Origin of the sequence: Tunturiibacter empetritectus, assembly GCF_014201375.1 — a bacterium.
Lineage (GTDB): Bacteria > Acidobacteriota > Terriglobia > Terriglobales > Acidobacteriaceae > Edaphobacter > Edaphobacter lichenicola_D.
The window spans coordinates 119,044-134,412 of record NZ_JACHDZ010000006.1 but is presented as its reverse complement, the minus strand read 5'-3'; the positions used below and the strand labels follow the sequence as shown (position 1 = coordinate 134,412).

General features: G+C 58.1%; 11 protein-coding genes. 8 read left to right on the top strand and 3 right to left on the bottom strand.

The features are described 5' to 3' along the window. Positions 1 to 76 precede the first annotated feature (76 nt). Both HDF10_RS16725 and HDF10_RS16720 read right to left on the bottom strand, forming a co-directional pair. Positions 77 to 373: a DUF503 domain-containing protein gene (locus HDF10_RS16725; RefSeq protein WP_183768886.1), complete on the bottom strand. Its 297-nt coding sequence runs from the start codon at positions 371 to 373 to the stop codon at positions 77 to 79. 213 nt (positions 374 to 586) lie between these two features. After that, entirely contained in the window at positions 587 to 979 is a 393-nt protein-coding gene (locus HDF10_RS16720) for a YidH family protein (protein ID WP_183815395.1), read from the bottom strand. Positions 980 to 1,159: 180 nt separating this feature from the next. Here HDF10_RS16720 and HDF10_RS16715 point away from each other — a divergent pair, with 180 nt between their 5' ends. From HDF10_RS16715 to HDF10_RS16690, 6 genes are all read left to right on the top strand, one after another. Then, the gene (locus HDF10_RS16715; protein ID WP_183815393.1) at positions 1,160 to 1,498 is read left to right on the top strand and encodes an ArsR/SmtB family transcription factor; all 339 of its coding nucleotides are present in this window, start codon (positions 1,160 to 1,162) and stop codon (positions 1,496 to 1,498) included. Next, positions 1,495 to 1,959, top strand: a complete 465-nt coding sequence (locus HDF10_RS16710) for an SRPBCC domain-containing protein (protein WP_183815391.1) — start codon at positions 1,495 to 1,497, stop codon at positions 1,957 to 1,959. Before HDF10_RS16715 ends, HDF10_RS16710 begins: the two co-directional genes overlap by 4 nt. Positions 1,960 to 2,082: 123 nt before the next feature. Continuing rightward, a complete protein-coding gene (locus HDF10_RS16705; protein ID WP_183815389.1) occupies positions 2,083 to 2,652 on the top strand; it encodes a YdeI/OmpD-associated family protein in 570 nt (189 codons plus the stop codon). Between the two features lie 563 nt (positions 2,653 to 3,215). Continuing rightward, entirely contained in the window at positions 3,216 to 4,472 is a 1,257-nt protein-coding gene (locus HDF10_RS16700; protein ID WP_260177966.1) for a cytochrome c3 family protein, read from the top strand. 282 nt (positions 4,473 to 4,754) lie between these two features. Next, entirely contained in the window at positions 4,755 to 6,950 is a 2,196-nt protein-coding gene (locus HDF10_RS16695) for a M3 family metallopeptidase (protein ID WP_260177965.1), read from the top strand. 375 nt (positions 6,951 to 7,325) lie between these two features. After that, a complete protein-coding gene (locus HDF10_RS16690) occupies positions 7,326 to 11,285 on the top strand; it encodes an outer membrane beta-barrel protein (RefSeq protein WP_183815387.1) in 3,960 nt (1,319 codons plus the stop codon). Between the two features lie 89 nt (positions 11,286 to 11,374). Here HDF10_RS16690 and eutC read toward each other — a convergent pair whose 3' ends face one another. Then, positions 11,375 to 12,208 carry an ethanolamine ammonia-lyase subunit EutC gene (gene eutC, locus HDF10_RS16685; RefSeq protein ID WP_183815385.1) on the bottom strand — a complete coding sequence of 278 codons (834 nt, stop codon included), beginning with the start codon at positions 12,206 to 12,208 and terminating at the stop codon, positions 11,375 to 11,377. 219 nt (positions 12,209 to 12,427) lie between these two features. Between eutC and HDF10_RS16680 the strand changes: the two genes are divergently transcribed. Continuing rightward, entirely contained in the window at positions 12,428 to 14,236 is a 1,809-nt protein-coding gene (locus HDF10_RS16680; RefSeq protein ID WP_221271822.1) for an ABC transporter ATP-binding protein, read from the top strand. A 96-nt stretch (positions 14,237 to 14,332) separates the two neighbouring features. Next, positions 14,333 to 15,337 (top strand): phospholipase D-like domain-containing protein, encoded by a 1,005-nt coding sequence (locus tag HDF10_RS16675; RefSeq protein WP_183815383.1) that lies wholly within the window; start codon positions 14,333 to 14,335, stop codon positions 15,335 to 15,337. The last annotated feature ends 32 nt before the right edge of the window (positions 15,338 to 15,369 follow it).

Genomic DNA, 15,369 nt, shown 5'->3' with positions numbered 1-15,369 from the left:
TCAAAGTTGGGCCATTCCACCTAGTGCCCGGGAGCGATACCGGCGGATTTCCTGTGGATTGCGGGGTCTTTTTGGGTCATTCGGGCAGGATTTCGGCGTAGGAGTCGGTGATTTCGGCGCTGAGGTTGGCGGCGATGCGGTGGGCTGCCTGGTCGATGTGGCGGAGCTGGCCGGTGAGGTAGCTGGTGGAGGAGGAGATGGCGGCGATGCCGAGGGTGGCGCGGTTCCAGACCATGCCGTCGTCGAGCTCGGCTATGGCTAAGTTGAAGCTGTGGCGGAGTTTATCTTTCATTGAGCGGAGGACCTGGCGGCGGTCTTTGAGGGACTGGGCGTGGGGGATTTCGAGTTCGATGGTGAGTTTGGCTATGGGCATGATGGTTGTCCCCTCCCCCCCCTATGGATATTTTGGAGTAAGTCTTTTATTTTGTTTTACCTGCAGGGGGTGTGTGGCTGTAAAGTATTCCAACTAAATGGGTTGCTTGCAAAATATAGAAAATACATGGGTTATGTCTGGTGGTTGAAGGGTTACCATCTCTGGGCGTTGTTTGGGTGGTTGTTTTTGTCAAGTACCCCCTGATTTTTCTGATTAGTGGACGAGGATCAGGTAGATGGTCATGGCTACTCCTGCGGCGGCCAGGAGGAGGCCGAGGATAACGGCGTCGCGGGAGACGTGGCCGGGGCGCCAACTGCCGGAGCTTAGCTCGTGAACCAGCTGGAAGTGGCGGTAGACGGAGCTGAGATTGACGATGACTCCGAGGGCTACCAGGGCGACTCCGGACCAGAGGGAGAAACCTGTGGTGTTAGCGGGCAGATGAGACTGAGCGGCGGTGATCTGGCGGAGGAAGAGGCCGAAGCGGCTTACGGCAAAGCCGATGCCCATAAGGCCGAGGCCGGTGCGGATCCAGGCGAGGAAGGTTCGCTCGGCGGCGAAGTAGACGCGGGGGTCCTGCTCGGCGGGCGGGGGCTGCAGAGTTGGCATGGTGGGATTGTAAGGCTCCGGACCGGCGTGGTCTCCGCGGGTGTTTCAAGATGCGGATCGTGGTGGCTTTATGGTGGGTTTGTGGATGTTTCTGGTGGTCTTTGCGGCGTTGTCGCAGGCCGTGGGAAGGGAACAATAAATTACTTGACGATAAGTAATTTATTATATAAGTTATCACCTATGGATGGTTTAGATACAAAGTTCTCGGCCCTAGCTGATCCCACGCGTCGGGCGATTCTGGCGCGGCTCTCACTGGGCGAGGCCACGGTCAATGAGCTGGCACGTCCCTTCGAGATGTCGCAACCGGCGATCTCGCAACATCTGAAGGTGCTTGAAGATGCTGGGCTGATCCTGCGCCGGGTGGAGGGCACAAAGCGACCCCGTCGCCTGGCAAAGGAGGGTATCGAAGCGATGGATCAGTGGCTTGGAATGCTCCGCACTGCACTTGAGAAGAACTACGACCGGCTGGATGGAGTTCTGGCCAATATCGACACACAGAAGAAAGGAGAGATGCGATGAGCAAGATGACGTTGAAGATCGAAGGCGATACGCATGTGATTGTGACAAGGCGCTTTGCTGCGCCGCCAGAGGCGCTGTATCGAGCGCATACCGATCCGGAGTTGATACAGAAGTGGCTGCTCGGCCCTGAAGGCTGGACCATGCCTGTCTGCATCAACGACGCAAAACCCGGAGGGAAGTTCCGCTACGAGTGGACCAACGGCAAAGGCGCCGGATTTCACATAACTGGTGAGTATCTTGAAGTGAGCCCTTTCAGCAGAATCGTGCACGTCGAACGGATGTTCCTGCCGGATCGAACGCCAGACAACCACGTTGAAACCACCTTCGAGCGAGACGGGGAAGGAAGCTTGATGAAGATCCGGATGACACTGCCTGATGAGAAGACGCGAGCGATGATGCTGGCGACAGGCATGGAGCATGGGATGGAGGCGAGCTATGTGCGCCTCGAGGGGATGATCTAGTCTCGCGGCAGATGAAACCGGAAGGCCGCGCACAAGGATGTATGTCGGCAAGGAGGGGGACGGGTTATATTACCGGGAAGGTGAATCGATGGACTGTCCTATTTTGCAGCTGCTCCATTCTTTATGAAGCCAGTTTCTCCCAAGTCTTTTCCAAATTCGCAGGCGCTTGGCGAGTGGATGGCTGACAATCACGCCAGCGCAAAGGAGCTTTGGGTTAGAGTTTATAAATCTGCTTCAGGCAAGCCCTCAGTGACCTGGGCCGATTGTGTTGTCGAAGCAATCCGCTACGGGTGGATCGATGGCCAGAAGAAACCACTGGACGACAGCTCATTTTTGCAGAGGTTATCGCCACGCAAGCCCGGATCCAACTGGTCTAGCAAGAACCGCGAACATGCTAAGAAGCTGATTCAAGAGGGGCGTATGGCCCCAGCGGGACTGGCGCATGTTGAAGCGGCCCAAAAAGATGGGCGCTGGGAGAAGGCTTATGCCGGCTCCGCAGATATGGAAATTCCCGAAGATTTCCTAACGGCTTTGAACAAGCTTCCAAGGGCAAAGAAATTCTTTGCCACCCTGAACAGGCAAAATCTGTTCTCGATTTATTACCGGCTTCACTCTGCCAAAAAACCGGAAACGCGGGCGAAACGCATGGCCCAAATTCTGTCAATGCTGGAGAAAGAGACAAAGCTGCGCTGAAGACCGTACGCTGACAATCCGCTGATTTTATCGTCGAGGTAGCCCACGGTCAGATTGACCGTAGCTGGTGTCGTCCCAATCGCCTCATCCGCGGACATGAAGGCCATAGTTGGAGCGTTTGGGTTGGAAGGTTCGGACGGTATGGGCGGGTGGAAGGTGTCGGGATCCTTCACTTCGTTCGGGATGACGCAACCGCAACCGCAACCGCAACCGCAACCGCAGATCCCCTTCGGGGATGACAACAAGAACGGCAAAGGCGAATGCAACGACAAATGCAAATGCAAATACGGGGGTTTCTCCACTGCGTCGCGCGATGAGACCGCGCGACTTCGGTCGAGATGACGAGGTTTGCGTTGGGAGGGACTGAGTACGCGGTGGTCGAAGCTCGGTTGGCAGGGAGGTTTCTTGCCTCTGGATGGGCTGACAGCGGTCTGTACGAGCACAACAGTCTGTACGCGCACAATGCTCGGGACGCGCACAACGCTTTGGTGGCTGACAACGCTTAGGACGTGTTGACACTGCGCTGACAATTCTGTGACGGCGTTCGCTTATAGTCGGAGACCATGATGGGGCATGGGGGATGGATGGGGCGAAAGCGGGAGGCCAATTGGTGGCAGGTCTTCTTCGTACTGGTGTTCCTGGGTTTGATCACGGGGTGGGCGCGGGCGGGTACGGGCCTGGGTACGGTCAGGGCTGAGTTTGTCGGCTCGGAGAGTTGCAAGACGTGTCATGCTGCGGCGTACAAGGGGTGGAAGCAGACGCGCATGGCGAATGTGGTGAGGGATCCGAAGATTCATCCGGAGGCGGTGCTCGCGGACTTTACGCATCCGAATCCGTTGGTGACGTTTGGGCTTGACGATGTGGCGTTTGTGTACGGGAGCAGATGGAAGCAGAGGTTTTTTACCAAACGCGGGGACGACTACTATCCGGAGCCGGCGCAGTGGGATGTGAAGAAGGGGCGATGGCTGCCGTATCACGCGGAGACGGGGACGGACTGGTGGCTTCCGTTCTATGGGCCGAGTAACTTCGATCGTCCGACGGGGCCGACGTGCGATGGGTGCCACTCGGTGAACTATAACGTGGAGACGAAGCAGGTGACGGAGTGGAATGTGGGGTGCGAGAAGTGCCATGGGCCGGGGAGTCTGCATGTGGCGCATCCGACGAAGCAGAACATTGTGAATCCGGGCGCTCTTGATTATGTGCGGGGCAATGACACCTGCATTCAGTGCCACAGTCAGGGGCGGCCGCTTGGGAATCCGATTGAAGGGAAGTACTTCGACTGGCCGGTGGGTTTTGTGCCGGGGGAGCGGCTGGCGGACTTCTGGACGCTGGAGGAGCTGAAGCCGGGGGTGACGAACTTTTTCCAGTATGCGGACCTGACGGCGCATAAGAACAGGATGCAGGGGAATGATTTTGTGCAGAGCAATATGTATCACCGGCAGATCAGATGCTTTGACTGCCATCAGGTGCACAGTAATGAGAACGAATCGGACCTGATTGCGAAAGGGAATGCGGTTTGCCTGACGTGCCATACGAAGGACAACCCTGCGGGGCTGAAGGGGACGGTGAGTGAGCATACGCATCATGCGGCGCGGAGTAAGGGGAGTGAGTGCGTGGCTTGCCATATGCCGAAGATTGAGCAGACGATCAAGGACAACTATGTGAGTGCGCATACGTTTCGGTTTATTACGTCGAAGGAGACGGAGTTGTCGGGGATTCCTAATCCTTGTACTTCTTGTCATACGGATAAGTCGACGGCCTGGGCTACGAAGGAGTTGAGGGGTTGGGGGACTACTTCGCCGTGGCGGGTGGGGAATTAGTTTTTGCTTTGCGCTTGAGGGTTGGGTTGAGGGACAAGCGGTGAACTCGGCTGGGAGCGGAGAGCAAAGGCAACCGCAAAGGCAAATGCAACCGGGTGAAAAGTTTACATTCCCACCCATCGCAAAGTGCGCGATGGATGGGGCACCCTGTTGGTTGTGGCTGGGTGGTTGAGAACGGGCAACCGATTCTTTGTGGCTGGGCGGGTGGCAACGGCAAATGCGGGGCTCTCCCAGTTGTGACGGCAAAGTGCTTGGGTATCTTCTACAATTCGGGATTGGGAGATGCCATTGAGAGATAGAGAGATGTTGGTGACTGCGCTGGCTTCGGTACGGCGTGCGAGTTTGGTGATGGTGTTGGGAGTGTTTGCGGGGGTGAGTGTGAGTCGTGCGTCGGGTGCTGTGGTCGAGGAGAAGAGTGCGGCGTTTGGGCCGTCGAACCCGTTTTATGCGAAGAGTGCTCTGCCGTTTGAGGCTCCGCCGTTCGACAAGATTAAGGATGGAGACTATGAGCCGGCGATTGAGGCTGGCATGGCGGAGGAGCTGAAGGAGATCGACGCGATTGCGGATAACTCTGCTGCGCCTACGTTTGAGAACACGGTTGTTGCGATGGAGAAGACGGGTGCGCTGTTTCAACGGGCGATGGCTGCGTTCGACGGAGTGACGGGGGCGAATACGAATCCTGAGCTGGAGAGGGTGCAGAAGGAGCTGGCTCCTAAGCTGGCGGCGCACAGGGATGCGATTTATTTGAATGAGAAGTTGTTTCATCGCGTGGCGGTGGTGTATGAGCAGAGGGCGGCGCTGAAGCTGAGCCCGGAGGGATTGCGGCTGGTGGAGGTGAGGTACAGGGACTTTGTGCATGCGGGGGCGAACCTGTCTGACGCGGATAAGGAGAAGCTGAAGAAGCTGAATGAAGAGGAGTCGACGCTTTCGAATGGGTTTCGGAGCAAGGTGCTGGCGGCCACTAAAGATGCGGCTTATGCGACGACGGACAAGGCAGCGCTTGCGGGTTTGACGGCGGCGGATTTGAGCGGCGCGGAGGCGGCGGCGAAGGAGCGGAAGAAGGAGGGCTATGTGCTTCCGCTGCAGAATACGACGCAGCAGCCGGTGCTCTCGTCGCTGAGTGTGCGGGCGACGCGGCAGGCGGTGTTTGATGCCTCGTGGACGCGGACCGAGCGGGGCGATGCGAACGATACGCGGGCGACGATTGCGCGGCTGGCGCAGTTGCGCGCGGAGAAGGGCAAGCTGCTGGGGCATGACAGCTATGCGGGATGGAAGCTGGAAGACCAGATGGCGAAGACGCCGGAGAACGCGTTGAAGTTTATGGATGCGCTGGTGGCTCCGTCTGTGGCGAATGCGGCGGAGGAGGCGAAGGATATTCAGGGGGTGATTGATACGCAGAAGGGTGGCTTTTCGGTTGAGCCCTGGGATTGGGAGTTTTATTCGGAGCAGGTTAGGAAGGCGAAGTTCGATATTGATGAGGCGCAGGTGCGGCCTTACTTCGAGCTGAATAATGTGCTGGAGAATGGCGTGTTCTATGCGGCGGGACAGCTGTATGGGTTGAGCTTCAAGGAGCGGAAGGATATTCCGGTTTGGAACGCGGATGTGCGCGTGTTCGAGGTGTTCGACGCGGATGCGAAGCCGCTGGCGTTGTTTTACTGCGACTACTACAAGCGGGATAACAAGAACGGCGGGGCGTGGATGTCGAACTTCGTCGATCAGTCGAAGCTGCTGGGCAGGTTGCCGGTGGTCTATAACGTTGCGAATCTGCCGAAACCTGCGACGGGAGAGCCGGCGCTGATCAGCTTCAGCGATGTGGTGACGATGTTCCATGAGTTTGGGCATGCGCTGCACGGGATGCTGGCGGATAGTGAGTATCCGAGCTTGTCGGGGACGTCGGTGGCGCGGGATTTTGTGGAGTTTCCGTCGCAGTTCAATGAGCATTGGGCGACGTATCCGGCGGTGTTTGCGCACTATGCGAAGCACTACAAGACGGGCGCGGCGATGCCGGAGGAGCTGGCGGGGAAGATCAAGAAGGCCGTGGACTTCAACCAGGGGTATCTGCTGACGGAGCTGGTGGCGGCGGCGGAGCTGGATATGCAGTGGCACTCGCTGCCGGTGGGCGAGGGGTTGCAGGATCCGGATGCGTTTGAGAGGGCTGCGCTCGCGAAGAAGGGGTTCACGCTGGGCTATGTGCCGCCGCGTTATCGGTCGAGCTATTTTTCGCACATCTGGGGCGGGGGATATGCGGCGGGGTACTACGCGTATCTGTGGAGCGAGATGCTGGATGATGATGCGTTCCAGTGGTTTCAGGATCATGGCGGATTGACGCGGGCGAATGGGGACCGGTTCCGGAAGATGGTGCTGTCGCGGGGGAATACCGAGGATCTGGCGAAGATGTATGAGGCGTGGCTGGGGAGCGCGCCGAAGGTGGAGCCGATGCTGAAGTATCGCGGGTTGGAGAAGGCGGCGGTGAAGTAAAAACTTTTTGATGACTTAGAAACTGTCCTGCCGGACGGGCGCCCTGCGCGGGCGACGGTCACTTCGTGACGGGTATACCCCTTCGGTTGGCGCTCCCGTTGGTCGCGAGGAGATATTCTTTCGCCGGCCATGGGAAGGCCATGCGACGATTTTTCTTCGCAAATTTGACAACTTCAGATATGCTCGTTTTCATTCCAAGTTCACATAGCAAACTGAATTTCACCTGTCGCGAAGTTTAAGTTCACACAGTTGCCTGGGCGTCGTCACCACGGGTCCGCCGTGCTGCATCGCTGCATTCGTGTCTTTCGGATTGGCTACTTTTCAGACAAAAGAAACTTGTTTCGGTTCAAGCTGCACTACTTCAGGAGCCAGATTATGACTAAGCGGTTGCGTCTTTCCTTCCTCGTCCTTGTTTGCCAGATGATGTGTGTGCTTCTGGTTGGTCCTGTGTTTGGGCAGCAGACGCTTGGCGGCCTGACGGGTGTGGTGACCGACTCCCAGGGTGGGATCCTGCAGGGCACGGTGGTGACCGCGGTGGGCGATCAGACGGGGTTGACGCGGACCCAGACGGCGGGGAGCAATGGTTTTTATGACTTTGCGAATCTGCCGGTGGGGACATATACGCTGACGTTTACCAAGGACGGCTTTCAGACGCAGAAGATGAACACGATTCCGGTGCAGGGCGACCGGACGGGGACGGTGAATGCGCAGTTGAGCGTGGGCGCGGTGAATACGGTGGTGAGCGTGGATGCGGCTCCGCTGATGAACGCGGTGGATACGACGAATGGATATGTGTTGGACAATGCGCAGATTCAGTCGATTCCGCTGCCTACGGGGAGCCCGTATGCGGCGGCGGTGCTGTCGCCTGGGGTGAGCGCGGAGTTGTCAGGGGGGACGGGCGCGCTGTCGGGGTTGGGGAATCCGCCGATATGGGCGAATGGGCAGCGGGATACGAGCAACAGCTTCTCGTTGAACGGCGTGGACGCGAGTAACTTGTTCAACGGCAAGAGCACGAGCCAGGTGGGGTCGGCGCGTGTGATTAATAGCACCGGCGCTTCGACGAGCAACGGCGGTGGCGGTGTGATTCAGTCGGTGGCTTCGGTTTATCTGTCGATCGGCAATGCGATTCCTACTCCGGCTCCGGAGACGGTTGAGGAGCTTCGCGTGAATGCGTCGCTGTACGACGCGCAGCAGGGTTCTACGTCGGGCGCGCATATTGATTTGAGCACTACGTCGGGGACGAATCAGTATCACGGTACGGCGTATGGGCGGCGCGGGACCAACTGGATCAACGCGGCGCCGTTCTTCTTCAAGAACGATCCGATCATTGCCAGTGACCCGAAGCTGGTGAATCCTGAATTGCATCGTTATGTGGCTGGGGGTACGTTCGGCGGACCGATTATCAAGAACAAGCTGTTTGGGTTTGTGTCTTATCAGCATCTGCAGGTGTCTGACCAGGAGATTGGGGATTCGTTTCTGGATGTGCCGGTGGGGTTGTCTGACAGTACGCGAACGGCGGCGGGATTTGCCGGGATTGTGAACAATGACTTTTGTACTGCCCCGCAGGCGGCGAAGGGAGACTGCACGCAGCTGACTGCTGCGGCTATCGACAATACGGCGCTGGCTCTGTTTAACTCGCCATCGCTTCCGGGCCAGCCGGGAAAGTGGCTTGTTCCCAACGATAGCGGGTTTGCGCCTACCACTTCTCATCCTTTCAATGCGTTTATTCCTGGGACCGGCAAGTTCAAGGCGGACATGGCGGTGGCCGATCTTGATTACAACATCAACTCGAAGGACACGCTCTCGTTGAAGTACTACTACCAGCACGATCCCACGTTGGCGCCGTATGCTTACTCCAGCGTTCCGGGGTTTACTGAGCATCTGGACTCGGGAGCGCAGGTCTTCGCGATCAGCAATACGTACCTGGTGAAGCCGAATCTGAGCACGACGCAGACGATGGGTTTTATTCGCGAGAAGACGTGGGTGGATAACGAGCAGCCGTTCGGGCCGAACGCGATTCCGGGTGGTTCGCTGGGCACGGTGTCGATCAATGAGTTTGGGTCAAACTATTTTCCGGGTGTGTCGATTGTGAATGTGCTGGGGAGTGCGGGTGCGGGCCTGGTGAGCACGGGGATTCTGAACATCGGCCCGAACGCGGAGGGACAGGCTCCGAACACCGGGGCGTTCCAGAATCGCTGGCAGCCTTCGGGCAACGCCATCTGGACGCTGGGCAGGCACACGGTCACCTTCGGGACCAGCTACAGCTATACGCAACTGAACACGATCGACCATCGCACGAACGCGGGTACGGTTGCCACGGACGATCTGAGCGCCTATGCGCAGGGCTATGTGACGCCGGGCAGCTCTTCGACTGCGTTCTATGTCAGTTCGTTCCTTCAGGGCGATGCGAACCGATACTATCGGGCGAACCAGGTGGGGAGTTATGTGCAGGATAAGTTTCAAATTACGCCGACACTTTCGCTTACGGCCGGAGTGCGCTATGACTGGGACGGCGGCCTGACGGAGAAGAACGGGCGCATCTTCAACTTCGATCCGACTCTTTATAGTTACAGCACGGCTTCGGACACGATCGTCAATCCGGGTTTCATTATTGCGGGGAACAACAAGAATGGGACTGGCGGTGTGAGCCCTACGACTTTGACGGGGCGTCAGTGGGGCATTGGGCCGCGGTTGGGGGCGGCGTGGCAGCCGCAGAAGTTTGGGGGCAAGGTGGTGGTGCGTTCGGGCTTTGGGATGTACTACGACCGCGGCGAACTGTTCAGCTACCTATCGCCGGGTTATGCGATCGGTACAGTCACCGGCGGTCCTTTCGGCGTGAATCAGCAACTTCCGTTTGTGACGGCGCAGACCTGCCCAGTACAGAGTCTGTACAACTACTACATTCCGACGTGTGGCGGCGGGGGCGGTTTTGCTCCGCCGATCACAGCACCGACGGCTGCAACCGGCAATCTTGCTAATCCTTATACAAACATTCAAAATGCTCCGCCTACGAATCCGAAGTCTTCGGACCTGAGCAACTATTTGCCGAATATTACGAGCATCAATAACGGCGGGCAGCCGATCTCGCTGGGCGTCTACGACCGGACGAACAAGCTTCCTTACACGTTCAACTACACTCTGGATATTCAGTGGCAGCCGCGCAACGACCTGGCGATTGAGCTTGGGTATGTGGGGAATCTGGGGCGGCATCAGGTGATTCCGGTTCCGTTCAACCAGCCTGGAATTGCTTCTCCTGCTGCGCCGATTCATGGGGAGCATTACTCGTATGGCTATAACGTTGGGGGGGCGAGTTTGCCGGACGGGTCCGGCTATGACTTTGATTACGAGGGCGGCAACATCGATCATCGGGTACCTTATATCGGCTATGCTGCCGAGTCGATTGACTTCAAGGCTGCCGGGGTGGATGCCTACAACGCGCTGACGGCACATATTGAAAAGCGCATGAGCCACGGGGTGCAGATTGCGGCCTCGTATACGTACTCGCATGCGCTTGATGAGCAGAGCGGGCTGGGTTTGTTTTATAACGGCAACAATCCGCTGAACCTGCGCGATGGGTATGCTTCGTCCGACTTCGACCGCACGCATGTCATCAACTTCAACTATGTTTACAGGCTGCCTGACTTCGTTCACAACCACAATGTCGAGAGCTACTTTACGAATGGCTGGTCGCTGGTGGGGCTTACGATTCTGCAGAGTGGTCAGCCCTATAGCGTGATCGACTTCAGTGGTTCGGTGGGAAGCATCTACTACGGGGTCAGCAACGGTATTACGAATCCGATTGTTCCCCTGGCCGCGGGCTGCAATGCGAAGAACGCAAAGACGGGCCACTCGGGGGCATTCAATCCGAACGGCGACCCGAATCTGAATGCGCTGAAGGCGTCGTGCTTCACGATTCCTTTGCTGCAGGCTGGTGGGCTGGGCGGTGCGGTTCCTACGTCTGATCCCTTTGAGAACAGCTTCACGACGGGCCAGCGCAACATCTTCCGCCAGGCGTTCCAGAAGCGTGCGGACGCCTCGCTGATGAAGACGACGAAGTTTACTGAGCGATACAGTCTGGTTTACTCGTTCGATGTGTATAACCTGACGAATACGAGCAGCTTCGATGTGCCTGGGAACGAGGTAGCGCAGAATCAGAACTACAACGGGTTTCCAGCGGCGATCGGTTCGACTCCGCAGGCTCCTACGCAGGTGCTGCCTACCTCTTGTGATGCGTCCAACACGGGCTTTTATAACTGTCCTGCTGGGCTTGGTACGGTGACTCATACGATCGGGAGTCCGCGACAGATACAGATGGCGTTGCGGTTTTTGTTCTGACTTTGGGTTTGCGAAGAGATGTCCTGCCGGACGGGCCCACTTCGCGTGGGGCGGTCACTTCGTGACTTGTATACCTTGTTTGGGCGAGGCTAGCTGCTTCGGTCCTCCCGTTGGTCGGGATGATGGGAGGATAGCTGCATGGGTTGGGTGCTCTCTTTTAGGGTGGTGCCGGTGAGTTGCAGGCGATGGGCTTCGGCGCAGTAGAAGGCGATGCGGGTGGCGGCGGTGGCGTAGTCGAGGCCGGCGGTGCGGATGTTGGAGATGCAGTTGCGATCGGCGTCGGTGCGGCCGGGGACGGGGTTCCAGGTGAGGTAGACGCCGAGGGAGTCGGGGGAGCTGAGGCCGGGGCGCTCGCCGATGAGGATGACGGAGAGACGGGCCTGGAGGAGGGAGCCGATGTGGTCGGCGATGGCTACGCGGGCCTGCGTGGCGATGCAGAGGGGGCCGAGGGGTTGGTTTTGCGGAAGGGCGGGGAGGAGCGCGGCGAGGAGGGGGATGGCGTGGTGCTCGACTGCGGTGGCGGAGAGGCCGTCGGCGAGGACGATGACGATGTCGCAGGGGGAGGGGTGGAGGAGGGCGGCGGAGGCGGGGGCGAGAGTGCGGCCGAGGTCGGGGCGGCGGAGGTAGGAGACGCGGTTGGGGGCGGCGCTGGCCAGGGTGAGGATTGGAGTGGTCAGGGAGGGGAGTTCGGTGCGCAGGCGGTGGGCGAGGTGTTCGGGGTCGAGTGCGGCGTGGACGGCGTCGCGGGCCTGGGCGTGGGCTAGCTGGAAGTCGAGGATCTCTGGAGTGGTGAGGCTTACGCCGGTGCGGTGGAGGGCGACTCGGGCGGGGGTGTAGTTGCGTAGAGACGCGGCTGGGGTGGTGGCCGGGATTTCAGGATGCTCTAGCTTCGTTTCGTCGTTGGTCGTTTCGTCGCTGGTCATGGTTGGTGTCGTTGCCAAGGGGCTAAGGGCTAGGGGCCAATGGTCTAAGGATCGATGATAGACCGTGTACGGAGTGAAGGGAGTCGTTCAGGTTGTTGTTCGGGTAGGATGTTGGTCGGCCTCGATCGCTGCTAAACAAAGCTTGTTGGAGAGATGCGGTTGATTTCTACTGGAAGGATCGAGTGACGGATGGCGGTACGAAATCTTTATTGATTTTGATTGAAACAGGGCCTCCTTATGTTGCGGTTTATTGGCAGTCTAATCCGGCCTTATCGCGGCACGCTGGTGGGGATCTTTCTGGCGATGCTGGTGGAGACGGTGATGAGCCTTGCGACGCCGTGGCCGTTGAAGATCATTCTGGATAATGTGGTGGGCGATCACAGGATGGCTCCGTGGCTGCATCGGTTGATTGGGCCATTGCTCGAGAGCGGATCGCGGCTGCATGTGGCGGCGTTGGCGGCGTTGGCGTTTGTGATGATCTCACTGCTGGGTGCGGTGGCTTCTTATATTGATAACTACTACACAGAGAGCGTGGGGCAGTGGGTGGCGCACGACCTGCGGATGAAGATGTACGAGCATCTGCAGCGGCTTTCGCTGGGGTATTACAACACGCATGCTACGGGGACAATTCTGAGCACGATTACGGCGGATATTCAGACGATCGAAGGATTTGCTTCGTCTTCGACGTTGAACATTCTGGTGGATCTGCTGACGATTGTCTGCATGCTGGGGTTGATGTTCTGGTTGAACTGGGACTTTACGTTGATCGCGGTAGGGGTGACGCCGTTTCTTCTGCTGTTTGTTTCGCGGTTCAAGAAGGCAGTGAAGAAGGCGACGCGCGAGGTCCGGAAGGAGCAGAGCGAGATTGTTGCGGTGGTGCAGCAGGGGCTGGAGTCGATCCAGGCGGTGAAGGCGTTTGGGCAGGAGGAGACGGAGCAGGCGCAGTTGCAGCTGGTGAGTGAGGCGACGGTGAGTGCGGCATTGAAGGCGAGGAGCGTGAAGGCGCTGTTGTCTCCGGTGGTGACGATTACGGTGGCGCTGTGTACGGCGGTGGTGCTGTGGCGCGGGGCGGGGCTGATTCTGGCGAAGACGATGACGGTGGGAGAGCTGACGGTGTATCTGGCTTACCTGGCGAAGTTCTTCAAGCCGGTGAAGGATCTGGCGACGACGACCAATGCGGTGGCGCAGGCGGCGGTGGGGGCGGAGCGGGTTCGCGAGATTCTGGAGACGGATACGATTATGCCGGAGAGCGCGGATGGGCTTGCGCCGGAGACGGTTGCTGGGGCGATCGAGTTTGAGCATGCGGCGTTTGGGTATGATCCGGCGACTCCGATTTTGACGGATGTGAGTTTTAAAGTTCAGGCTGGGCAGTTTGTAGGGATTGTGGGGCCGACGGGGAGCGGGAAGTCGACGGTGGTGAGTTTGATTCCGCGGTTTTACGATGTGCAGTTGGGGACGGTGAAGATCGATGGCGAAGATGTGCGGGGGTACAAGCTGAAGTCGCTGCGCGAGAAGATTGGATATGTGCTGCAGGATACGGTGCTGTTTCGCGGAACGATTTTGGAGAATATTGCGTTTGGACGGCCTTCGGCCACGAAAGAAGAGGTGATTGCGGCGGCCAAGCTGGCGAATGCGGATGAGTTCATTTCGAAGATGCCGCTGGGGTACGAGACGATGGTGGGGGAGCGGGGATCGACGCTGTCGGGTGGGCAGAGGCAGAGGATCGGGATTGCGCGGGTGATGGTTCGGAACAGCCCGATTCTGCTGCTGGATGAGCCGACGGCTGCGCTCGATAGCGAGTCGGAGAAGCTGGTGATCGATGCGCTGGAAAAGTTGATGGAGGGGCGGACGGTGATTGCGATCGCTCATCGGTTGAGTACGATTCGGGATGCGAATCAGATTATTGTGATCGACGGGGGCGTGGTGGCGGAGAATGGAACGCATGAAGAGTTGATGGCGCGGAATGGAATCTATGCAGCGCTGCATCGGACGCAGTTCGACGCCGGGCTGGACAAGGTGATGGCTTAGGCGGACAGTTGTGCTTGGTAGGGAAAGGCTGTAGAAAAAGGTCAATGCCGGTTCTTCAGAGCCGGTTCCTGAAATCAGCAGTTGAGGGAAGAGACTATGTCGCGCTCAGTGATTGTTTTACCTGATGATTCTGCTCAGCCGATTCTGGACGCTATTCATGGGGCGAAGGAGTCCATCCGGGTAAAGATGTTTGTCTTTTCGGATCCGACTTTGCTGCAGGCTGTGACTGCCGCGCATCAGCGTGGGGTGAACGTGCGGGTGATGCTGAACCCGGAGCGGCGGGATGGGGAGAAGGAGAATGGCGAGTCGCGGATTGCGTTGACGGACGCGGGGATCGAGGTGCTGGATAGCAATCCGTGCTTTGATTTGACGCATGAGAAGTCGATGGTGATCGATGACAGGATGGCGTTTGTCGAGTCGCTGAACTGGGAGACGAAGAATCTTACCGTGACGCGGGACTATGCGATTGTGACGACGCACAAGCACGAGGTCGAAGAGGTGATGGAGTGCTTCGACGCGGACTGGAAGCGGGAGGAGTTCAAGGCGGGGGATCACTCGCATCTGATCTGGTGTATCGGCAATGGGCGGCAGCGGTTGGGGCAGCTGATCGATGAGGCGAGGGAGTCGCTGTGGCTGCAGAATGAGCGATATCAGGATCCGACGATCATTGAGCATCTGGTGAGGGCGAATCAGCGGGGGGTGAAGATTCATATTATGGCGCGGCCTCCGCATAAGCTGAAGAAAGACAAGTTAATTGAGGGCGTGAGCGGGCTGAGGGTGCTCGAAGATATTGGCGTGAAGATTCACAAGCTGAAGCACATCAAGCTGCATGCGAAGCTGCTGCTGGCCGATGATGCGCGGGCGATTATTGGGTCGATCAATCTTGCTCCGGGGAGTTTCGACAGCCGTCGGGAGCTGGCGATCGAGGTGAGAGACGATCACATCCTTGATCGTTTACTCAAGACCGTCCGGTATGACTGGGAGAACTCGAAGAAGTTGGATTTGAGCGATGAGGGGCTTCTGGCGGAGCTGGAGCAGTACGATCCGAATGTTGCGGAGGATCTGGGGCTGGAGACGCACAAGGGTGGGAAGAAGTGTTGAATGTGCCGTGTTTAAGACGCTTCTGACGTGAG

Excerpts from the sequence above, each read along its gene's own strand:
- HDF10_RS16720 (WP_183815395.1), bottom strand. The coding sequence starts at position 979 with ATGCCAACTCTGCAGCCCCCGCCCGCCGAGCAGGACCCCCGCGTCTAC.
- HDF10_RS16705 (WP_183815389.1), top strand. The coding sequence starts at position 2,083 with ATGAAGCCAGTTTCTCCCAAGTCTTTTCCAAATTCGCAGGCGCTTGGC.
- HDF10_RS16725 (WP_183768886.1), bottom strand. The coding sequence starts at position 373 with ATGCCCATAGCCAAACTCACCATCGAACTCGAAATCCCCCACGCCCAG.
- HDF10_RS16715 (WP_183815393.1), top strand. The coding sequence starts at position 1,160 with ATGGATGGTTTAGATACAAAGTTCTCGGCCCTAGCTGATCCCACGCGT.
- eutC (WP_183815385.1), bottom strand. The coding sequence starts at position 12,208 with ATGACCAGCGACGAAACGACCAACGACGAAACGAAGCTAGAGCATCCT.
- HDF10_RS16675 (WP_183815383.1), top strand. The coding sequence starts at position 14,333 with ATGTCGCGCTCAGTGATTGTTTTACCTGATGATTCTGCTCAGCCGATT.
- HDF10_RS16700 (WP_260177966.1), top strand. The coding sequence starts at position 3,216 with ATGATGGGGCATGGGGGATGGATGGGGCGAAAGCGGGAGGCCAATTGG.
- HDF10_RS16710 (WP_183815391.1), top strand. The coding sequence starts at position 1,495 with ATGAGCAAGATGACGTTGAAGATCGAAGGCGATACGCATGTGATTGTG.
- HDF10_RS16695 (WP_260177965.1), top strand. The coding sequence starts at position 4,755 with ATGCCATTGAGAGATAGAGAGATGTTGGTGACTGCGCTGGCTTCGGTA.
- HDF10_RS16690 (WP_183815387.1), top strand. The coding sequence starts at position 7,326 with ATGACTAAGCGGTTGCGTCTTTCCTTCCTCGTCCTTGTTTGCCAGATG.